The organism is Thermomonospora echinospora (genome assembly GCF_900108175.1).
Lineage (GTDB): Bacteria > Actinomycetota > Actinomycetes > Streptosporangiales > Streptosporangiaceae > Thermomonospora > Thermomonospora echinospora.
The window spans coordinates 437,196-452,800 of record NZ_FNVO01000004.1 but is presented as its reverse complement, the minus strand read 5'-3'; the positions used below and the strand labels follow the sequence as shown (position 1 = coordinate 452,800).

Below are 15,605 nucleotides of genomic sequence, written 5' to 3'. Positions count from 1 at the left end.
CTCAGGTCGTAGGGAACCGCCCGCGGGTCTGCCGCTTTCGGATGAGGTCCCACACCACGCGCTGCACCAACAGCGTGACCAGCCCGGCGATGACCATCCCGGCCAGGTTCACCAGCAGTTGCAGCACCGACCCGCTGATCTCGCTGCGGTGCCCCAGGGCCAGCGCCACCGCGAGGTTGCCGGCCGCCGGCACGGTGGTCACCGAGATGAAGACCCCGACCAGCGCCGAGGACTTGCCCGCGGTGAGGGACAGCACCCCGGCCGCCCCGGCCAGCAGCGCCACGATGAACGACCACCGGTCGGGGCTGTAGATGAACGCCGTCAGCGGGCGCTCGACCGGCAGCCCGGCCGTTTCGATCACCCCGGTCCACCGGCCGGCCAGCGCGCATACGAAGGTCACCGCGATCGCCGCGCAGAAGCCGACGGCCAGGGTGCGCAGCGCGCGGCCGATCCGGCCCAGGTCGCCGACCAGGAGCCCGAGGCAGATCGCCGCGACGGCGCCGAACTCCGGCCCGAGCACCATCGCGCCGACCACCAGGACGGGCGAGTCGATCAGCGCGGCGATGCCCGCCAGTTGGGTGGCCAGCACCAGGAACGCCACGAAAGACCAGGTCAGGCGGGTGTCGTCGGCGGTGCGCTCGGCCAGTTCCTCCCATACGACCGCGTCGTCGCCGTGTCCGGGGGCCGCCTGCTCGGCATGGTCGGCCACGTCCGACAGCGACAGGTCGACCCGTTCCAGCGCGATGGATCCCTCGTGGTCGATGTCGAGGGCCTGCAACCGTTCGATCACCTCGTTGGCCGACTCCCGGGCGAGGTCGCACAACACCACGTCCCCGGCGGGACGCCGGGCGGCGTCGGGATGGACGATCACATTGGTGACTCCGACGCAGTCCTCCAGCGCGGCGCAGACCTCGTCCGTCCGGCCCTTGGGCGCGATCACTCGCATGTGCAGCACGTCCGCCATCGTCCCGTACGCCTTCCGCGGTGGCATCGTTTGCCGGGAGATGACCGGGCATAAACCGGGAAAAGACGGACGGGACGGTGTGGGATGGGGTTGCGGCGGCCGGTAGTGGCCATGGCCACCGCGCTGCTGGCGGTGGCCGGATGCAGCGCCGAGATCGGTACGAGCGGGGACGGGGCGCCCCAGGATGCGAAGCCGGACGCGCGGAGCGTCTCGGCGGCCCGCGCGGACCTGGACCGGCTGCGCGTCGCCGAGGCGGGCCGCGGCGCCGGATACGAGCGGGACAAGTTCGGGGTGCGCTGGCGCGACATCGACCACAACGGCTGCGACCAGCGCAACGACGTCCTCGCCCGCGACCTGACCGACATCGGGCGGCAGGGCCGGTGCGTCGTCGTCTCCGGCCGGCTGGACGACCCCTACACCGGCAAGGAGATCACCTTCCGCAAGGCCGACGCCGCCGAGGTCCAGATCGACCATGTCTACCCGCTGGCGCTGGCCTGGCGGATGGGCGCCGACCGGTGGACGGAGTCGCGCCGCGAGCAGTTCGCCAACGACCCCGCCAACCTGCTGGCGGTGTGGGGCGTGCCCAACCGGCAGAAGAGCGACTCGGGGCCCGGCGAGTGGAAGCCCCGCAAGAGCTACCAGTGCGCCTACGGGGTCAAGTACATCGCCGTGGCCCACAAGTACGGGCTGCCGGTGACCCGCGCCGACCGCACCGCCCTGGAAGGCTTCCTCGACCGCTGCTGACCGGCCGATCCGGCGGTGGGCGCCCGGCCCCGCCCCATAGCATCGTGATCAGCCGTATCCACCGACTCAGGGGGCAGCAGCATGGGCATCGAGCAGGCCGGGCAGTCTGGGCAGGACGACCGGGACGTCCCGCGGGACGAGACCACCGAGACCACCGAGGCCGGCGCCTGTCAGGAGTACGCGCTCCCCCGGGTCCGTACCGAACGGGCGGTGGGCGCGCGGGCTACGGGGGCGACCGTCACCGGGGCGTCCGCGACCGGCCTCACCCTGCGCGCGGGCAACGCGCTCGGTTCGCTGGCGCTGGGCTCGATGGCGCTGGGCGCGCTGGCGGTCGGGGCCGTCGCGATCGGCAAGCTCGTGGTCAAGCGGGCGGTCGTACGGCATCTGCAGGCCGGCGTCGTCGAGATCGAGCACCTCAAGGTCGGCCGTCTGGAGATCACCGACCTGTGACCGTCCCCCCGGCGGTCACAGGCCGCCGACGACCGCCGCCAGGCGCTCGGCGACCGCCTGCGCCCGGTCGTGGGTACCCGCCTCGACCATCACGCGGACCATGGGCTCGGTGCCGCTGGGCCGGATCAGCACCCGGCCGCCGTCACCGAGCTCGGTCTCGGCCTCGGCGATGGCGGCGGCAAGCTCCGGCGAGCTCGCGGCCTTGGACTTGTCCACCCCGCGCACGTTGATCAGCACCTGCGGCAGCCGGTTCATCACCTTGGCCAGTTCGTCCAGCGGGTGGCCCCGGCGGGCCATCGCCGCCAGCAGGTGCAGGCCGGTCAGCACGCCGTCGCCGGTGGTGGCGTGGTCCAGCATGATCACGTGGCCGGACTGCTCGCCGCCGAAGGTGTAGCCGCCCTCCCGCATGGCCTCCAGCACGTAGCGGTCGCCCACCGCGGTCTCCACCATGCCGATCCCGGTCTCCCGCATCGCCAGCTTGAAGCCCAGGTTGGACATCACGGTGGCCACCACGGTGTCCTTGGCCAGCCGGCCCGCCTCGCGCAGCTCGGTCGCCAGGATCGCCATGATCTGGTCGCCGTCCACGACCTCGCCGGCCGCGGTGACCGCCAGGCAGCGGTCGGCGTCCCCGTCGTGGGCGATGCCCGCGTCCGCGCCCTGCCTGACCACCTCGGCCTGCAGCGCCTCCAGATGGGTGGAGCCGCAGCCGGCGTTGATGTTCAGGCCGTCCGGCGCGGCCCCGATGGTGACCACCTCGGCGCCGGCCCGGCGCAGCGCCTCCGGGGCGACCGACGAGGCCGCCCCGTGCGCGCAGTCCACCACCACGCGCAGCCCGTCCAGCGAGACCGGCAGCGTGGACAGCAGATGCGCCACGTACTGTTCGACCGCTCCATAGGCGTCCCGGACCCGGCCCACGCCCGCGCCGGTCGGCGGGTCCCAGTCCTCGCCCAGATGGGCCTCGATGCTGTCCTCGATCTCGTCGGCCAGCTTGTAGCCACTGCGGTCGAAGAACTTGATGCCGTTGTCGGGCGCCGGGTTGTGCGACGCCGACAGCATGACCCCCAGGTCGGCGTCCAGGGTGTGGGTCAGGTACGCCACCGCCGGCGTGGGCAGCACCCCGAGGCGCAGCACGTCCACCCCGGCCTCGGCCAGCCCGGCGACCACCGCCGCCTCCAGGAACTCGCCGGAGGCACGGGGGTCGCGTCCCACCACGGCCACCGGCCGGTGCCCCTCGAACGCCCCGGCCTCGCCGAGCACCCGGGCCGCCGCGACGGACAGGTCCATCGCCAGCCGCGCGGTCAGGTCGCGGCCGGCGACCCCCCGTACACCATCGGTTCCGAACAGACGACCCACAGCTCTACTCCCACCGGTCGGGTCCTGGACGCGGTCTTGAAAAGCGATGACCGCGTGGGCCGTATAGGCTCACGCGGTCATATGACGCTTGCGGCCACCATGCCAGTTCGCGTCGTTCCTCGGCGAACGGCCGCCAAACCCGCGAAGCGACGTGGTGGCGGCCGGACGGGGACGATGGCCCCCGCCGACCCGCGCTCCACCACCCGACGGTCCAAGGGTGGGGAGCGCAGGTGCCGGTTTTAGCGCTTGCTGTACTGCGGGGCCTTGCGGGCCTTCTTCGAGCCCGTACCGGCCTTCTTGCGCTCCACCACCCGACGGTCCAAGGGTGGGGAGCGCAGGTGCCGGTTTTAGCGCTTGCTGTACTGCGGGGCCTTACGGGCCTTCTTGAGGCCGGCCTTCTTGCGCTCCTTGACCCGGGCGTCACGGGTCAGGAAGCCGGCCTTCTTCAGGACCGCGCGGTGCTCGGGGTCGACGATCTGCAGGGCGCGGGAGATGCCCATCCGCAGCGCGCCGGCCTGGCCGGTCACGCCGCCGCCGCCGACGCGGGCGATCACGTCGAACTGGCCCTCGGCCGACAGCTGCACGAACGGCTCGTTGACGATCTGCTGGTGGACCTTGTTCGGGAAGTACTGGTCCAGGGTCCGGCCGTTGATCGTCCAGTTGCCGGTGCCGGGCATGATGCGGACCCGGGCGATGGCCTCCTTGCGGCGGCCGGTGGCCGAGGCGGCGCCGGTCGCGACCGGCTGTGCCCCGTACTCCGCCGGGGCGTCGGGCGTCTCGGTGGTGTACTCCGCCGGGTACTCCTCGGAGTACTCGTCGAACTCGGCGCCCTCGACGGGCGTCTCGATGCCGCTGTTGTCGGCCACTGTTCTCCTCAGGTCTTCTAGCCGGGGCGGCAGGCCCGATCTCGCTGCTCGGGTGCCCCGGCGGCCACGGTCAAGGGGTCGTGCTCATTGCCTGCGAGTCGCCGCGAGCCGCTCGGCGCGGCTCGCCGCCGGTCACTGGGAGATCTGGGAGATCTCGAAGGGGACCGGCTGCTGGGCCTGGTGCGGGTGGTTCGGGCCGGCGTAGACCTTCACCTTCTTGAACATCTGCCGCCCCAGCGTGTTCTTGGGAAGCATGCCCTTGATGGCCTTCTCGACCGCCCGCTCGGGGTGCTTGGCCAGCAGGTCCTTGTACGCGATGGACCGCAGACCGCCCGGGTAGCCGGAGTGGCGGTAGGCGCGCTTGGTCTCCAGCTTGTTGCCGGACAGCGCCACCTTGTCGGCGTTGATGATGACCACGAAGTCACCGGTGTCCATGTGCGGCGCGTAGATGGGCTTGTGCTTCCCCCGCAGCAGGGTCGCGACCTGGCTGGCAAGCCGACCCAGCACGACATCGGTCGCATCGATGACGTACCACTGACGCTGCACGTCAGCGGGCTTAGGGGTGTACGTGCGCACGGTCGTAAGCCTTCGTTTCTTGTCGACTTCACAGCGGATCCGGGGCCCGCCCACCGGATCAACATGGTCCGAAGCGACACCCTGGAGGCCGGGGCCCTGATGTGGGCACACCGGTAGATGCAACGAACTGGCAGAATACCCAGCCGCGCGGGCATGGGTCAAAGCGAGCCGTCACGACAGTCTCCCGGCCACTTTCCAGTATGCCGTACGCGAAGCGGTGTCCCGACACGGCTCGCGGGGCCGGACACGGACGCCAGCACACTCCCGGGCGCGACCCGGCTCATCGGAGATCCGTTTCGTCCTGATAGGTCCGATACGTCGGACCTGGTGGTTTCCATGGGGATAAGGTGCGAAGGCCGACGGATTCGTCCCCGCACCCGGAAGGCCACCGATGCGCTCCCCCCGCCCCCGCACCCCGCGACGGCGCGCCCTTGTCACGGCCGCCACCGTGACCGGCGCCGCACTCGCCGTCAGCACCGGCGTCGCCCTCGACCGCCTGGTGCTGCCCGCCTTCGAGAACTCGGGCAGCACGACCGCGCTCGCCCAGCGCGACCCCGCCGCCGGCGACCCGGCGGGTTCGGCGGGCGGCACCCGGCCCGGAACCGCGGACGTCACCGGCCACGGTCCCGCCGCGCGTCCCGCCCCCGGCCGGACCGCACAGCCGCCCGAGGAGACCACGCCGCCCCTCAAGTCGCTGCGTATGCCCACCCCGAAGAAGACCGGCGACGGCGACAAGGACCGGGACGGGTCCGGCGGCGGATCCGGGTCGTCGGGCGGCTCGGGCTCCGGAAGCGGCTCGGGAGGCGGCTCCGGCTCCGGCGGCGGCGGCAACACCCCGCCCCCGTCCGGCTTGGCCGGGCTGGAGGCGAGCGTGGTGGAGCTCACCAACAAGGAGCGGGCCAAGGCCGGCTGCCCGGCGCTGCGCGTCGACCAGCGCCTGGTGACGTCCGCGCGCGGACACTCGGCCGACATGGCCGCCAAGGGCTACTTCAGCCACACCTCCCCGAACGGGGACACCTTCGCCGACCGCATCAAGAGGACCGGTTACCCCAGCCCCGGGGCCGAGAACATCGCCATGGGCTACGCGACCCCCGCCGCGGTCATGCAGGGCTGGATGAACAGTTCCGGCCACCGCGCCAACATCCTCAACTGCGGGCTGAAGGCGATCGGCGTCGGCGTGCAGACCGGTTCCGGCGGCCCTTGGTGGACGCAGAACTTCGGCTGGGCATAAGGCCCCGGAGTACCCCGGAATCAAGGCCGACCCGGCACGTTCCGCCCTTCTTCGCTCCGCTTCCATGCCATCGTGGTGCCCTGACGAGGTCTGAAACCACACAAATGGAACGGTAAGGTCCAAGTCATGGGTTACCCGGGTGAACAAGGCAGATCCGGCGGCCACTCCCCCGAGCCGCCGTCCACGCCGTACGGCCCCGGGGCGGAGCCGCACGGTCCGGAGCAGGCCGGTGCCGGCCGCCCGGGGCAGGACGATTCTCCCTTCACTCCGCCCTTCGGCGCGTTCGCCGCGCGCCCCGGCGAGTCGTTCGACACCGGCAACGACCGGCCCCCCGCCGACGACCGCTTCGGCCCCGCGGAGGGCGGCTACGACGCGGGCACGACCGCGCAGTTCGGCCTGGGCGAGACCGGCCGATTCGACTTCAGCACAGGCGGTTCCGGCATAGGCGGTTCCAGTACGGGCGGCTACGACACCGGCGGCGGTTTCGACGCGGCCCCGGGCGGCCGGTTCGCCTCCGGCACGGGCGGCTACGACATCCCCGGTGCCCGTGCGGACGGCCCCGGCTCCGGCACCCCCGGCACGGACGGCCCCGGTCCGAGCGACTTCGGCCCGGGTGGCACGGGCATGGGCGGTTTCGACCGACACAGCCCTGGCGTGGGCGGCTACGACTCAGGCGGTCCCGGCTCGGCTGCTCCCGGTACGGGCGGCTACGACTCGGGCGGCTTCGACCAGGGCGGCCAGTTCGGGGCGGGGTCCTTCGAGCGGCAGGACTCTCCGTCGTTCGGTCCGCCCGGTGAGTACGGGCCCGGACAGGGTCGTCCCGGACCTGGGTCCTTCGACGCCCCGGACGACGAGCCGTACGGCCCGATGGGCGGGCGCCGCTTGCCCGAGGACGGCGGTCCCCGCGGTCCGGAGGGGTTCAACGGACCTGAGGGGCCCGGCGAGCCCGGCGAGGGCCGCGCCGAGCGGCGCGGCCGCCTGCCGCTGATCATCGGCGGGGCGGTGGTCGCCGGCCTGGTACTCATCGGCAGCGGCTTCACGGTGTCCACCATGCTCAAGGGCGACTCCGACGACGGCGCGGCCGCCGCGAGCACGCAGACCGCGGCCCCCCGGCCGACGGCGACCCCGACGCCGACCACCCCTCCGGCGCCCCTGAACGCCAAGCTGAAGAGCCGTGCGACCGACCCGGACCCGCTGACCCTCAAAGAGGTCTTCGGCACCGCCTCCTTCACACAGAAGGGCAAGAAGTTCGTCCGGACGGCCTGGAAGCACGACCGCGGCTGCACCGGCGCGGTCAACGGGAGCAAGCTGGAGGCGGCGCTCAAGAAGGGCGGCTGCGCCCAGGTGCTGCGCGCCACCTACGCCCGCGCCGACGGCCTGCTCATCGGCACGGTCGGCGTGCTGAACCTCAAGACCGAGAGCGCGGCCAAGGCCGCCGAGAAGGCCGGTGCGGGCCGGGACGCCTTCCTGCAGCCGCTGGCCGGCACCGGGTACACCAAGAAGATCGGCAAGGGCGCCGCGCTGGGCACCACCTTCGTGCGCGGGCACTACCTGATCATGACCTGGGTGCAGCGGCCCGACGGCAAGACCATCTCCGGCAAGTACCACAAGGTGGTCTCGGCGTTCCAGCAGCAGATCATCCTCGGCAGCAACCTGAATAAGGCCTTGCACTATCGGGGAATCGAAGGCAAACCCCTCACGGGCTGATCGCGGCGAATACCCTGTTTGCCTATGTCTGGACCTGAGGAGACCTCCGAGTCCGCGGTGGACTCGGCGTCCCCCGCCTCGGACGGCACGCCGTCGGCGCCGACCCCGCCCAGCTTCGGGCAGGCCGGAGCGCCCGTCATGGAGTCGGTGCCGGACCCCGGGCCCGAGCAAGCGGCATCCGCCTCGGAGCCGGAGCCCGAGCAGGCGGCGCCCGCGTTCACCGTGCCCTTGTTCGGCCCCGACAAACCCTGGTGGGCGGCGACTCCCGACGACGATCCCCATGACGACCGGGACGAGCCGGAGACCGGTCCCAAGGCCGCCGAGCCCGCAGTCCCGGAGCCGCCCTCTGCGACTCCTCCGGCCGCCGAGCCCGCCTCCACCGTGGAGCCGGGCTTCCTGGTGGCCGGAGCGGACGTGCCCAGCGTGGACACCCGCGGCGCCGTACCGGCCAAGCCGATTAAGGAGACCTTCCTCCCGGCCTACCCCGACACCACCCCGGACGGCATCCCCCTCTACCCCGGCCCGCAGGACGAGCCGGAGGGCTCGGCCGGACCTGCCCGGCCCTCTACGAACAAGACCCCCGCCCCGCAGACGCCCCAGTCCCCCGGGCAAGAGGCGTCCACCCCCCACAGCTCCCAGCCAGAGGCCTCCGCTCCCCACGCCTTGGCACCAGAGCCGTCCACCTCCCAGGCCCCCGAGCCGAAGACACCCGTTCCACCGGCTCCCGAACGAGAGACTCCCGCCCCGCAGAGCCCCGAGCAGAAGACCTCCGCTCCACGAAGCCCCGGAGTCGAGGTGATCCCCCAGGGCGAGGAGCCCGCGGGCATCGGCCTCCAGGCCAAGGCCGGGAGACCGGCCGCCGAAAGCGTGCCGTCCGACGACTCCGGCTCGGAAGGCGCGCTGACACCCGACGCGGTGCTCCCGCCCGGTGTCGCACCCCCGGAGTACACCGGCCCCCCCGATGAGGGGCTGCCGCACACGGCACCGGCCGCGTCCGCCGAGCAACTGGCCGAGGGCGGGGTCATCTTGGTGGTGGCGCAGGCGCCGCCCGAGTCCTCCCAGCCGTTCCCGGAGACGGGCACCGAGCAGCAGCGGCGGACGCCGGACCCGGACCCGCAGCCGATGGTGCGTCGCCGCAACCAGCTGATGATCGCCATGGTGGCGATCGTGATCCTGATCCCGGCCACCGTCCTGGCCGCTTTCGGCCTGGCCTCCAGCGGAGGCGGGGACTCCTCGCGCGCCGCCGAACGGCCGACCCGTAGCGCCTCCCCCACCGCCCGCCGCACCGCGCCCGCCGCCCCGCCGCCCACCTCGCGGCGCCCCGCGCCGGCCACCATCGACAGCGAGCGGACCGACTCCCGCCCGCTGGCCCTCGTCGAGGTGTTCCCCGCCAAGGAGATCGAGCTGGCGGAGCGGTTCTTCACCCAGGACCGGACGTCGGTCAACCACCAGTGCGGGCTGGCCGCCCGGGGCGCGATGATCGGTGCGCTAGAGCGCGGGAACTGCCGCAGCGTCGTGCGCGCCACGTACATCAACCGGCTGGAGACGATCGCCGTCACCGCCGGGGTGGCGGTCATGCCGACCCACCGGGCGGCGCTGGTCGCCAACCGGGCCGGCGACCCCGCGGCCTACGAGTGGTTCCGTGCGATGCCCGGCGAGCGGTCGCCCGACATCGACCGGGCGGGCGGCCACGCCGCCGGCACGGTCCGGGGACGCTACATCGTCTACGCCTACGCCGCCTATACCGACGGCACCAGGCCCGAGCCCGGCGACCCGACCCTCAAGCGGATCGCCGACGAGTTCATCGAGTACGGGCTGCGCCCCATCGACAAGCGGGCCACCACAGGCACCTGACGGCCGAGCGGGGCCCGAGACCGCCCCAGACCGCCGGAAAGGGCCGCAGGCGCCTCAGGAGGCCGGACCGTCGGCCGCGCCGCCGCCCGTGACGCTGAGAGTGCGCACCCGCCGGGTCTCCTGAGCCCGGCGGGCCAGATCCGCGTCATCGGGATAGCGGATCTCCTCCAGGGACAGCCCGTGCGCGGGCGCCACGTTCACCGCCGAGTCCCGGACGCGGGCGCCCAGCACCTCGGCGGGCCAGCCCACATCCCGCCGCCCGTCGCCCACCACCAGCAGCGCGCCGACCAGCGCGCGCACCATCGAGTGGCAGAACGCGTCCGCCTCCACGGCGGCCGCCGCCAGCCTCGGCTCCTCGCGCGCCCACTCGTAGCGCAGCAGCCGCCGGATGGTGGTCGCGCCCTCCCGCCTGCGGCAGAACGCGGCGAAGTCGTGCTCGCCCGTCAGCAGCGCCGCCGCCTCGTTCATCCGGTCCAGGTCCAGCGGCCACGGGTGCCACAGCACGTCCCGCCGGCGCAGCGGGTCGACGCCGACCGGATCGTCACAGACCCGGTAGACGTACCGCCGCGACAGCGCCGAGAAGCGGGCGTCGAAGCCGTCTGGGGCGGGCGCGACCCGCCACACCCGCACGTCCGGCGGCAACACCCCCGCCAGCCGCCGCAGCAGCCTCCCGCCGGCCGCCTCGTACGCGTCGGCCGGCACCTCCACGTGGGCGACCTGGCCGCGGGCGTGCACCCCCGCGTCGGTGCGGCCCGCCACGGTCAGCGCGGGCGGCGGATCCAGCCGCAGCACCCGGCCCAACGCCTCCTCGATGACGCCCTGCACCGTGCGCTGCGCGGGTTGCCGCGCCCAGCCGGCGAACTCCGAGCCGTCGTAGCCGATGTCGAGCCGCAGACGCACCAGCGCCGTCATGATCTCCCGTCCCAGGCCATCCGATCACTGTCTCCGAAGCCGCGGGCCGCCGCCGGGACCGGCGGGACGGCCCGCCGGCGCAAAGCGGCGGGCCCGCCGCCCCTGCGGGGACGGCGGGCCCGTCACGTCGTGCCGAACGGACGCGGCGCGCCTACTTGGCGTCCTCGTCCTTGGCGTCCTTGGCGTCCTCGTCGCCCTTGGCCTCGGCGTCCTCGTCGCCCTTGGCCTCGGCGTCCTCGTCGCCCTTGGCCTCGGCGTCCGCGGCCTTGGCCTCGGTCGCCTGCTCCTCGGCGCCCTCGGCCGCCTCAGCGTCGGCCTTGGTCAGGTCGAGCTTCTCTGCGCCCTCGCCCTTGGTCTCGGTGGCTCCGACCGTGGCGGTCGACAGCGGCTCGGCCACCAGCTCGATCACCGCCATAGGGGCGTTGTCGCCGCGCCGCGGCCCGATCTTGGTGATCCGGGTGTAGCCGCCCGGACGTTCCGCGAACGCCGGAGCGATCTCGGTGAACAGCGAGTGCACCACGCTCTTGTCGCGGATGACCTCGGCCACCAGCCGGCGGTTGTGCAGGTCGCCCTTCTTGGCCTTGGTGATCAGCTTCTCCGCGAACGGACGCACCCGCCGGGCCTTGGCCTCGGTGGTGGTGATGCGGCCGTGCTCGAACAGCGACGTGGCGAGGTTCGCCAGGATCAGCCGCTCGTGCGCGGGGCTGCCGCCGAGGCGGGCTCCCTTGGTGGGCTTCGGCATTGCGGTTCCTTCCTGCGCCGGCCGTGTCAGGTACCGGCGGCTCGTTCACGACACCCGTACCGCCCGTGCGCGGGCGAAGCGCTCGCGCACGGGCCGGGCGGGCTCTAGTACTGCTCGGTCTCGGCGTAGCTGGCGTCGTCGTCGCCGTAGCTGTCGGCCGCCGCGGTCGGGTCGAATCCGGGCGGGGAGTCCTTCAGCGACAGCCCCATGTCGTTCAGCTTCTGCTTGACCTCTTCGATGCTCTTGGCGCCGAAGTTGCGGATGTCCAGCAGGTCCTGCTCGCTGCGGGCGACCAGCTCGCCGACCGAGTGGATGCCCTCGCGCTTGAGGCAGTTGTAGGAGCGGACGGTGAGGTTGAGCTCCTCGATGGGCAGCGCCAGGTCGGCCGCCAGCGCGGCGTCGGCCTGGGACGGGCCCATGTCGATGCCCTCGGCCTCCACGTTCAGCTCGCGGGCCAGCCCGAACAGCTCGACCAGGGTCTTGCCGGCGCTGGCCACCGCGTCGCGGGGCAGCATCGAGTGCTTGGTCTCCACGTCGATGATCAGGCGGTCGAAGTCGGTGCGCTGCTCGACTCGGGTCGCCTCGACCTTGTAGGTGACCTTCAGGACCGGCGAGTAGATGGAGTCGATCGGGATCCGGCCGATCTCCTGGCCCGGCTGCTTGTTCTGGGCCGCCGAGACGTAGCCGCGACCGCGCTCGACGGTCAGCTCCATCTCCAGCTTGGCCTTGTTGTTGAGCGTGGCGATGTGCAGGTCGGGGTTGTGCACCTCGACACCGGCCGGCGGCGCGATGTCGGCGGCGGTGACCTCGCCCGGGCCCTGCTTGCGCAGGTACATCACCACGGGCTCGTCGTGCTCGGAGGAGACCACCAGCTCCTTGAGGTTCAGGATGATGTCGGTGACATCCTCCTTGACCCCGGGAACGGTGGAGAACTCGTGCAGCACGCCCTCGATGCGGATGCTGGTGACCGCGGCGCCCGGGATGGACGACAGCAGGGTGCGGCGCAGCGAGTTGCCGATCGTGTAACCGAAGCCCGGCTCCAGCGGCTCGATGGTGAACCGCGACCGGTACTCCTCGACCTGCTCCTCGGTGAGAGTGGGACGCTGAGCGATGAGCATGATGTGCTCCCTTGTGTTCCACGACGCCCGCTATATGACGTCGTCGGATGATGCGTACCCGGGCGGGAGCGGGTGCATCCCGCCCGGGCGGTGAGCCCTTACTTGGAGTAGAGCTCGACGATCAGCTGCTCCTGGACCGGCGTGTCGATCTGCTGCCGGACCGGGAGGGAGTGCACGAGGATCCGCATGGTCGGCTCGACGACGGCCTCCAGCCACGCCGGGACCGGACGCTCGCCGGCCTCGGCCTTGGCGACCACGAACGGCGTGTACTCCAGCGACTTCTGCTTGACCTCGATGATGTCGTTCTCGCTGACGAGGAACGACGGGATGTCGACCTTGCGGCCGTTGACCCGGAAGTGGCCGTGCCGGATCAGCTGGCGGGCCATGTCCCGGGACTTGGCGAAGCCGGCCCGGTAGACGACGTTGTCCAGCCGCCGCTCCAGCAGCTGCAGCAGCACGTCGCCGGTCTTGCCGGTCTTCTTGTTGGCCTGCTCGTAGTAGTTGTGGAACTGCTTCTCCAGGACGCCGTAGATGCGGCGGGCCTTCTGCTTCTCCCGGAGCTGCAGCAGGTACTCGGTCTCCTTGGGGCGGCCGCGACCGTGCTCACCCGGCGGGTAGGGCCGGATCTCGATCGGGCACTTGGGCCCCTCGCACTTGCTGCCCTTGAGGAACAGCTTCATCTTCTCGCGACGGCAGAGCTTGCAGTCCGCGCCGGTGTAACGAGCCATGTTTCTCTCTCCCCCCGGCTCAGACGCGACGCCGCTTGGGCGGGCGGCAGCCGTTGTGCGGAACGGGCGTGACGTCCTGGATGGAGCCGACCTCCAGCCCGGTCGCCTGCAGCGAACGGATGGCGGTCTCGCGGCCCGAGCCCGGGCCCTTGACGAAGACGTCGACCTTGCGCATGCCGTGCTCCATGGCCCGGCGGGCGGCGGCCTCGGCGGCCTGCTGGGCGGCGAACGGGGTCGACTTGCGGGAGCCCTTGAAGCCCACGTGGCCCGAGGAGGCCCACGAGATCACGTTGCCGTTCGGGTCGGTGATCGACACGATCGTGTTGTTGAACGTGCTCTTGATGTGGGCGTGCCCGTGGGCGACGTTCTTCTTCTCCTTGCGGCGCACCTTCTTGGCGCCGACCTTGCTCCTGGGAGGCATCGCTTGCGTCTACTCCTGTGAGGTCATCGATCCGGATGCGCCGGACTACTTCTTGCCGGCCTTCTTCTTGCCGGCCACGGTCTTCTTCTTGCCCTTGCGGGTACGGGCGTTGGTCTGCGTGCGCTGACCGTGCACCGGAAGCCCGCGGCGGTGCCGGATGCCCTGGTAGCACCCGATCTCGATCTTGCGGCGAATGTCGGCCTGCACCTCACGGCGCAGGTCGCCCTCGATCTTGTAGTTCGCGTCGATCCAGTCGCGGAGCCGGACCAGCTCGTCGTCACCGAGCTGGTGGACCCGCAGGTCGCCGCTGATCCCGGTCTCGCGCAGGGTCTCCAGCGCGCGGGTCCGGCCGATCCCGTAGATGTAGGTGAGAGCGACCTCAAGGCGCTTGTCGCGCGGGAGGTCGACGCCAACGAGGCGTGCCATCGTCGGGCAGTTCCCTTCTGCTCGCGGAGGTCTGGCCCATCACGCTCCCCGCCCCTGCCCGGGCGGCGGCCCCGGCCTCCGTCCGGGGGTCCCCCACACACAGCCATGCCGTACGACCCCGAAGGAGGTCGTACGGCGACCGTGTGAAGGTTGCGATGAGCTTGTGCGTGTCGCGTCTGTCGCGCGTCAGCCCTGACGCTGCTTGTGCCGCGGGTCCTGGCAGATGACCATGACCCGGCCGTGACGGCGGATCACCCGGCACTTGTTGCAGATCTTCTTGACGCTCGGCTTGACCTTCACTGTGGTCTCCTACTGATCAGGGTCGCTCCCCCGCTGCCACACGGAGGAGAGGCAACCGCAGTGATCGTGTTGTGTCGTTACTTGTAGCGGTAGACGATCCGGCCGCGGGTGAGGTCGTAGGGGCTCAACTCCACGACGACCCGGTCGTCCGGCAGGATCCGGATGTAGTGCATCCGCATCTTGCCGCTGATGTGGGCGAGCACCTTGTGCCCGTTGTCCAGCTCCACCCGGAACATGGCGTTCGGGAGAGACTCGACGACGGTGCCCTCGATCTCGATGGCCCCTTCTTTCTTGGGCATGTCCTCCGCGCTTCACTGCTCGGTTCGTCTGGGTGCGGCCCGGCTCCCCACGGGGAGGACACGGCCACGCCCAGGCTCGAAGGCATGGGACATCAGGCGACCGAAAACGGACCGACTCAGGAGTCTACGTCACCGGCTCGCCAAACGCGAAATCGGGCGGCGACTCGACGGCCGGCACCGCTCCACACCCGAGTTTACCGCCTCGGCCGTTGTACCTTTCCTGAAGGAGACGTCTGAGGAGGATCGGCATGCCGAACTACGACTTCGAGCTGATCCTCAGCCGTCCCCTCCTGGAGGCCGAGCTCGACCCGCTGTTCCAGCGCACCTACGGGAACGTCACGGTGGCGTTCGTCCGGGACATGCAGGCGCTGCGCGGGAACGAGCAGCCCGGCCAGGCGAGCTGCCGCTGGCAGGCGTCCTCGCTGTCGGCGGCCATCATGGAGGTCATCGAGCAGTTGGAGGGGCTGGGGCCGGTGGCCGACGCCCCCGGCCTGCGGGTGCTGTCGGTGGAGGCCGACCCGCTGCTGTCCATGCGCGACATCGCCGAGCGGGTGGGCCGCAGCCTGGAGTCGGTGCGGCTGTCGATCCGCGGCACCCGCGGACCGGGCAACTTCCCCGCCTCCGAGACCACCAGTTCCGGGCACCGGCTGTGGCGCTGGTCACGGGTGGCCGCCTGGTACGGCGTGCACGACCCGCAGCTGCGCGAGGCCGGCCCCACCTCACGGGCCATCAACGGCTGGCTGGCGCTGCGGGACGTGGTGCCGCAGGTCGCTCCCGCCCCCGAAGAGGTCACCTCGGCACTGTCGGCCGTACTGTCGCACGTAGCCTGACCCTGCCACCATCGCTTCCCGGCGGCCCCGCCCGGCACGGGCGTCGCGTCATGCCCGAGGGAGCGGGTGCGGATCGGCGGGACG

At 71.8% G+C, this 15,605-nt stretch carries 17 protein-coding genes and 1 pseudogene; 6 read left to right on the top strand and 12 right to left on the bottom strand.

From position 1 onward, the window contains the following. Position 1: 1 nt before the first annotated feature. On the bottom strand, positions 2 to 946 hold the full coding sequence (locus C4U03_RS12435) for a DUF389 domain-containing protein (protein ID WP_235017824.1): 945 nt from the start codon (positions 944 to 946) through the stop codon (positions 2 to 4). Between the two features lie 102 nt (positions 947 to 1,048). Here C4U03_RS12435 and C4U03_RS12430 point away from each other — a divergent pair, with 102 nt between their 5' ends. Both C4U03_RS12430 and C4U03_RS12425 read left to right on the top strand, forming a co-directional pair. Continuing rightward, positions 1,049 to 1,708, top strand: coding sequence for an HNH endonuclease family protein (locus tag C4U03_RS12430; RefSeq protein WP_103937866.1), 660 nt, complete (start codon positions 1,049 to 1,051; stop codon positions 1,706 to 1,708). Between the two features lie 81 nt (positions 1,709 to 1,789). Continuing rightward, on the top strand, positions 1,790 to 2,158 hold the full coding sequence (locus C4U03_RS12425) for a hypothetical protein (RefSeq protein WP_235017794.1): 369 nt from the start codon (positions 1,790 to 1,792) through the stop codon (positions 2,156 to 2,158). Positions 2,159 to 2,173: 15 nt separating this feature from the next. Here the strand turns inward: C4U03_RS12425 and glmM are convergent, their stop codons facing one another. From glmM to rplM, 3 genes and pseudogenes are all read right to left on the bottom strand, one after another. Next, on the bottom strand, positions 2,174 to 3,511 hold the full coding sequence (gene glmM, locus C4U03_RS12420; RefSeq protein WP_103937865.1) for a phosphoglucosamine mutase: 1,338 nt from the start codon (positions 3,509 to 3,511) through the stop codon (positions 2,174 to 2,176). A gap of 239 nt (positions 3,512 to 3,750) precedes the next feature. Next, a pseudogene (gene rpsI, locus C4U03_RS12410) lies at positions 3,751 to 4,377 on the bottom strand (30S ribosomal protein S9). A 132-nt stretch (positions 4,378 to 4,509) separates the two neighbouring features. Further along, the gene (gene rplM / locus C4U03_RS12405) at positions 4,510 to 4,953 is read right to left on the bottom strand and encodes a 50S ribosomal protein L13 (RefSeq protein WP_103937863.1); all 444 of its coding nucleotides are present in this window, start codon (positions 4,951 to 4,953) and stop codon (positions 4,510 to 4,512) included. Positions 4,954 to 5,344: 391 nt separating this feature from the next. Between rplM and C4U03_RS40375 the strand changes: the two genes are divergently transcribed. From C4U03_RS40375 to C4U03_RS12390, 3 genes are all read left to right on the top strand, one after another. Beyond that, positions 5,345 to 6,184, top strand: coding sequence for a CAP domain-containing protein (locus C4U03_RS40375; RefSeq protein ID WP_160146972.1), 840 nt, complete (start codon positions 5,345 to 5,347; stop codon positions 6,182 to 6,184). Between the two features lie 126 nt (positions 6,185 to 6,310). Further along, positions 6,311 to 7,891 carry a hypothetical protein gene (locus C4U03_RS12395; protein ID WP_103937861.1) on the top strand — a complete coding sequence of 527 codons (1,581 nt, stop codon included), beginning with the start codon at positions 6,311 to 6,313 and terminating at the stop codon, positions 7,889 to 7,891. 24 nt (positions 7,892 to 7,915) lie between these two features. After that, positions 7,916 to 9,745 carry a hypothetical protein gene (locus C4U03_RS12390; RefSeq protein ID WP_146087351.1) on the top strand — a complete coding sequence of 610 codons (1,830 nt, stop codon included), beginning with the start codon at positions 7,916 to 7,918 and terminating at the stop codon, positions 9,743 to 9,745. A 54-nt stretch (positions 9,746 to 9,799) separates the two neighbouring features. On the opposite strand, the gene truA is transcribed toward C4U03_RS12390, so the two are convergent. The 8 genes from truA to infA all read right to left on the bottom strand — a co-directional run bounded on the left by truA (position 9,800) and on the right by infA (position 14,691). Beyond that, positions 9,800 to 10,657: a tRNA pseudouridine(38-40) synthase TruA gene (gene truA, locus C4U03_RS12385; protein ID WP_200827201.1), complete on the bottom strand. Its 858-nt coding sequence runs from the start codon at positions 10,655 to 10,657 to the stop codon at positions 9,800 to 9,802. A gap of 151 nt (positions 10,658 to 10,808) precedes the next feature. After that, complete coding sequence (rplQ, locus tag C4U03_RS12380) at positions 10,809 to 11,399, bottom strand: 50S ribosomal protein L17 (protein WP_103937859.1); 591 nt, start codon at positions 11,397 to 11,399, stop codon at positions 10,809 to 10,811. A gap of 104 nt (positions 11,400 to 11,503) precedes the next feature. Then, positions 11,504 to 12,517 (bottom strand): DNA-directed RNA polymerase subunit alpha, encoded by a 1,014-nt coding sequence (locus tag C4U03_RS12375; protein WP_103937858.1) that lies wholly within the window; start codon positions 12,515 to 12,517, stop codon positions 11,504 to 11,506. A 98-nt stretch (positions 12,518 to 12,615) separates the two neighbouring features. Next, positions 12,616 to 13,245: a 30S ribosomal protein S4 gene (rpsD, locus tag C4U03_RS12370; protein ID WP_103937857.1), complete on the bottom strand. Its 630-nt coding sequence runs from the start codon at positions 13,243 to 13,245 to the stop codon at positions 12,616 to 12,618. Between the two features lie 19 nt (positions 13,246 to 13,264). After that, the gene (gene rpsK, locus C4U03_RS12365; RefSeq protein ID WP_103937856.1) at positions 13,265 to 13,666 is read right to left on the bottom strand and encodes a 30S ribosomal protein S11; all 402 of its coding nucleotides are present in this window, start codon (positions 13,664 to 13,666) and stop codon (positions 13,265 to 13,267) included. A gap of 45 nt (positions 13,667 to 13,711) precedes the next feature. Further along, a complete protein-coding gene (gene rpsM / locus C4U03_RS12360; protein WP_103937855.1) occupies positions 13,712 to 14,092 on the bottom strand; it encodes a 30S ribosomal protein S13 in 381 nt (126 codons plus the stop codon). A 186-nt stretch (positions 14,093 to 14,278) separates the two neighbouring features. Continuing rightward, positions 14,279 to 14,392 (bottom strand): 50S ribosomal protein L36, encoded by a 114-nt coding sequence (gene rpmJ / locus C4U03_RS12355; protein ID WP_103937854.1) that lies wholly within the window; start codon positions 14,390 to 14,392, stop codon positions 14,279 to 14,281. Positions 14,393 to 14,469: 77 nt separating this feature from the next. Further along, on the bottom strand, positions 14,470 to 14,691 hold the full coding sequence (gene infA, locus C4U03_RS12350) for a translation initiation factor IF-1 (RefSeq protein ID WP_067912209.1): 222 nt from the start codon (positions 14,689 to 14,691) through the stop codon (positions 14,470 to 14,472). Between the two features lie 248 nt (positions 14,692 to 14,939). Here infA and C4U03_RS12345 point away from each other — a divergent pair, with 248 nt between their 5' ends. Beyond that, on the top strand, positions 14,940 to 15,521 hold the full coding sequence (locus C4U03_RS12345) for a hypothetical protein (RefSeq protein WP_103937853.1): 582 nt from the start codon (positions 14,940 to 14,942) through the stop codon (positions 15,519 to 15,521). Positions 15,522 to 15,605: the final 84 nt, after the last annotated feature.

Excerpts from the sequence above, each read along its gene's own strand:
- rpsK (WP_103937856.1), bottom strand. The coding sequence starts at position 13,666 with ATGCCTCCCAGGAGCAAGGTCGGCGCCAAGAAGGTGCGCCGCAAGGAG.
- rpsD (WP_103937857.1), bottom strand. The coding sequence starts at position 13,245 with ATGGCTCGTTACACCGGCGCGGACTGCAAGCTCTGCCGTCGCGAGAAG.
- C4U03_RS12435 (WP_235017824.1), bottom strand. The coding sequence starts at position 946 with ATGCGAGTGATCGCGCCCAAGGGCCGGACGGACGAGGTCTGCGCCGCG.
- C4U03_RS40375 (WP_160146972.1), top strand. The coding sequence starts at position 5,345 with ATGCGCTCCCCCCGCCCCCGCACCCCGCGACGGCGCGCCCTTGTCACG.
- C4U03_RS12345 (WP_103937853.1), top strand. The coding sequence starts at position 14,940 with ATGCCGAACTACGACTTCGAGCTGATCCTCAGCCGTCCCCTCCTGGAG.
- truA (WP_200827201.1), bottom strand. The coding sequence starts at position 10,657 with ATGACGGCGCTGGTGCGTCTGCGGCTCGACATCGGCTACGACGGCTCG.
- C4U03_RS12425 (WP_235017794.1), top strand. The coding sequence starts at position 1,790 with ATGGGCATCGAGCAGGCCGGGCAGTCTGGGCAGGACGACCGGGACGTC.
- C4U03_RS12390 (WP_146087351.1), top strand. The coding sequence starts at position 7,916 with ATGTCTGGACCTGAGGAGACCTCCGAGTCCGCGGTGGACTCGGCGTCC.
- C4U03_RS12375 (WP_103937858.1), bottom strand. The coding sequence starts at position 12,517 with ATGCTCATCGCTCAGCGTCCCACTCTCACCGAGGAGCAGGTCGAGGAG.
- rpsM (WP_103937855.1), bottom strand. The coding sequence starts at position 14,092 with ATGGCACGCCTCGTTGGCGTCGACCTCCCGCGCGACAAGCGCCTTGAG.
- C4U03_RS12395 (WP_103937861.1), top strand. The coding sequence starts at position 6,311 with ATGGGTTACCCGGGTGAACAAGGCAGATCCGGCGGCCACTCCCCCGAG.
- C4U03_RS12430 (WP_103937866.1), top strand. The coding sequence starts at position 1,049 with ATGGGGTTGCGGCGGCCGGTAGTGGCCATGGCCACCGCGCTGCTGGCG.
- infA (WP_067912209.1), bottom strand. The coding sequence starts at position 14,691 with ATGCCCAAGAAAGAAGGGGCCATCGAGATCGAGGGCACCGTCGTCGAG.
- rplQ (WP_103937859.1), bottom strand. The coding sequence starts at position 11,399 with ATGCCGAAGCCCACCAAGGGAGCCCGCCTCGGCGGCAGCCCCGCGCAC.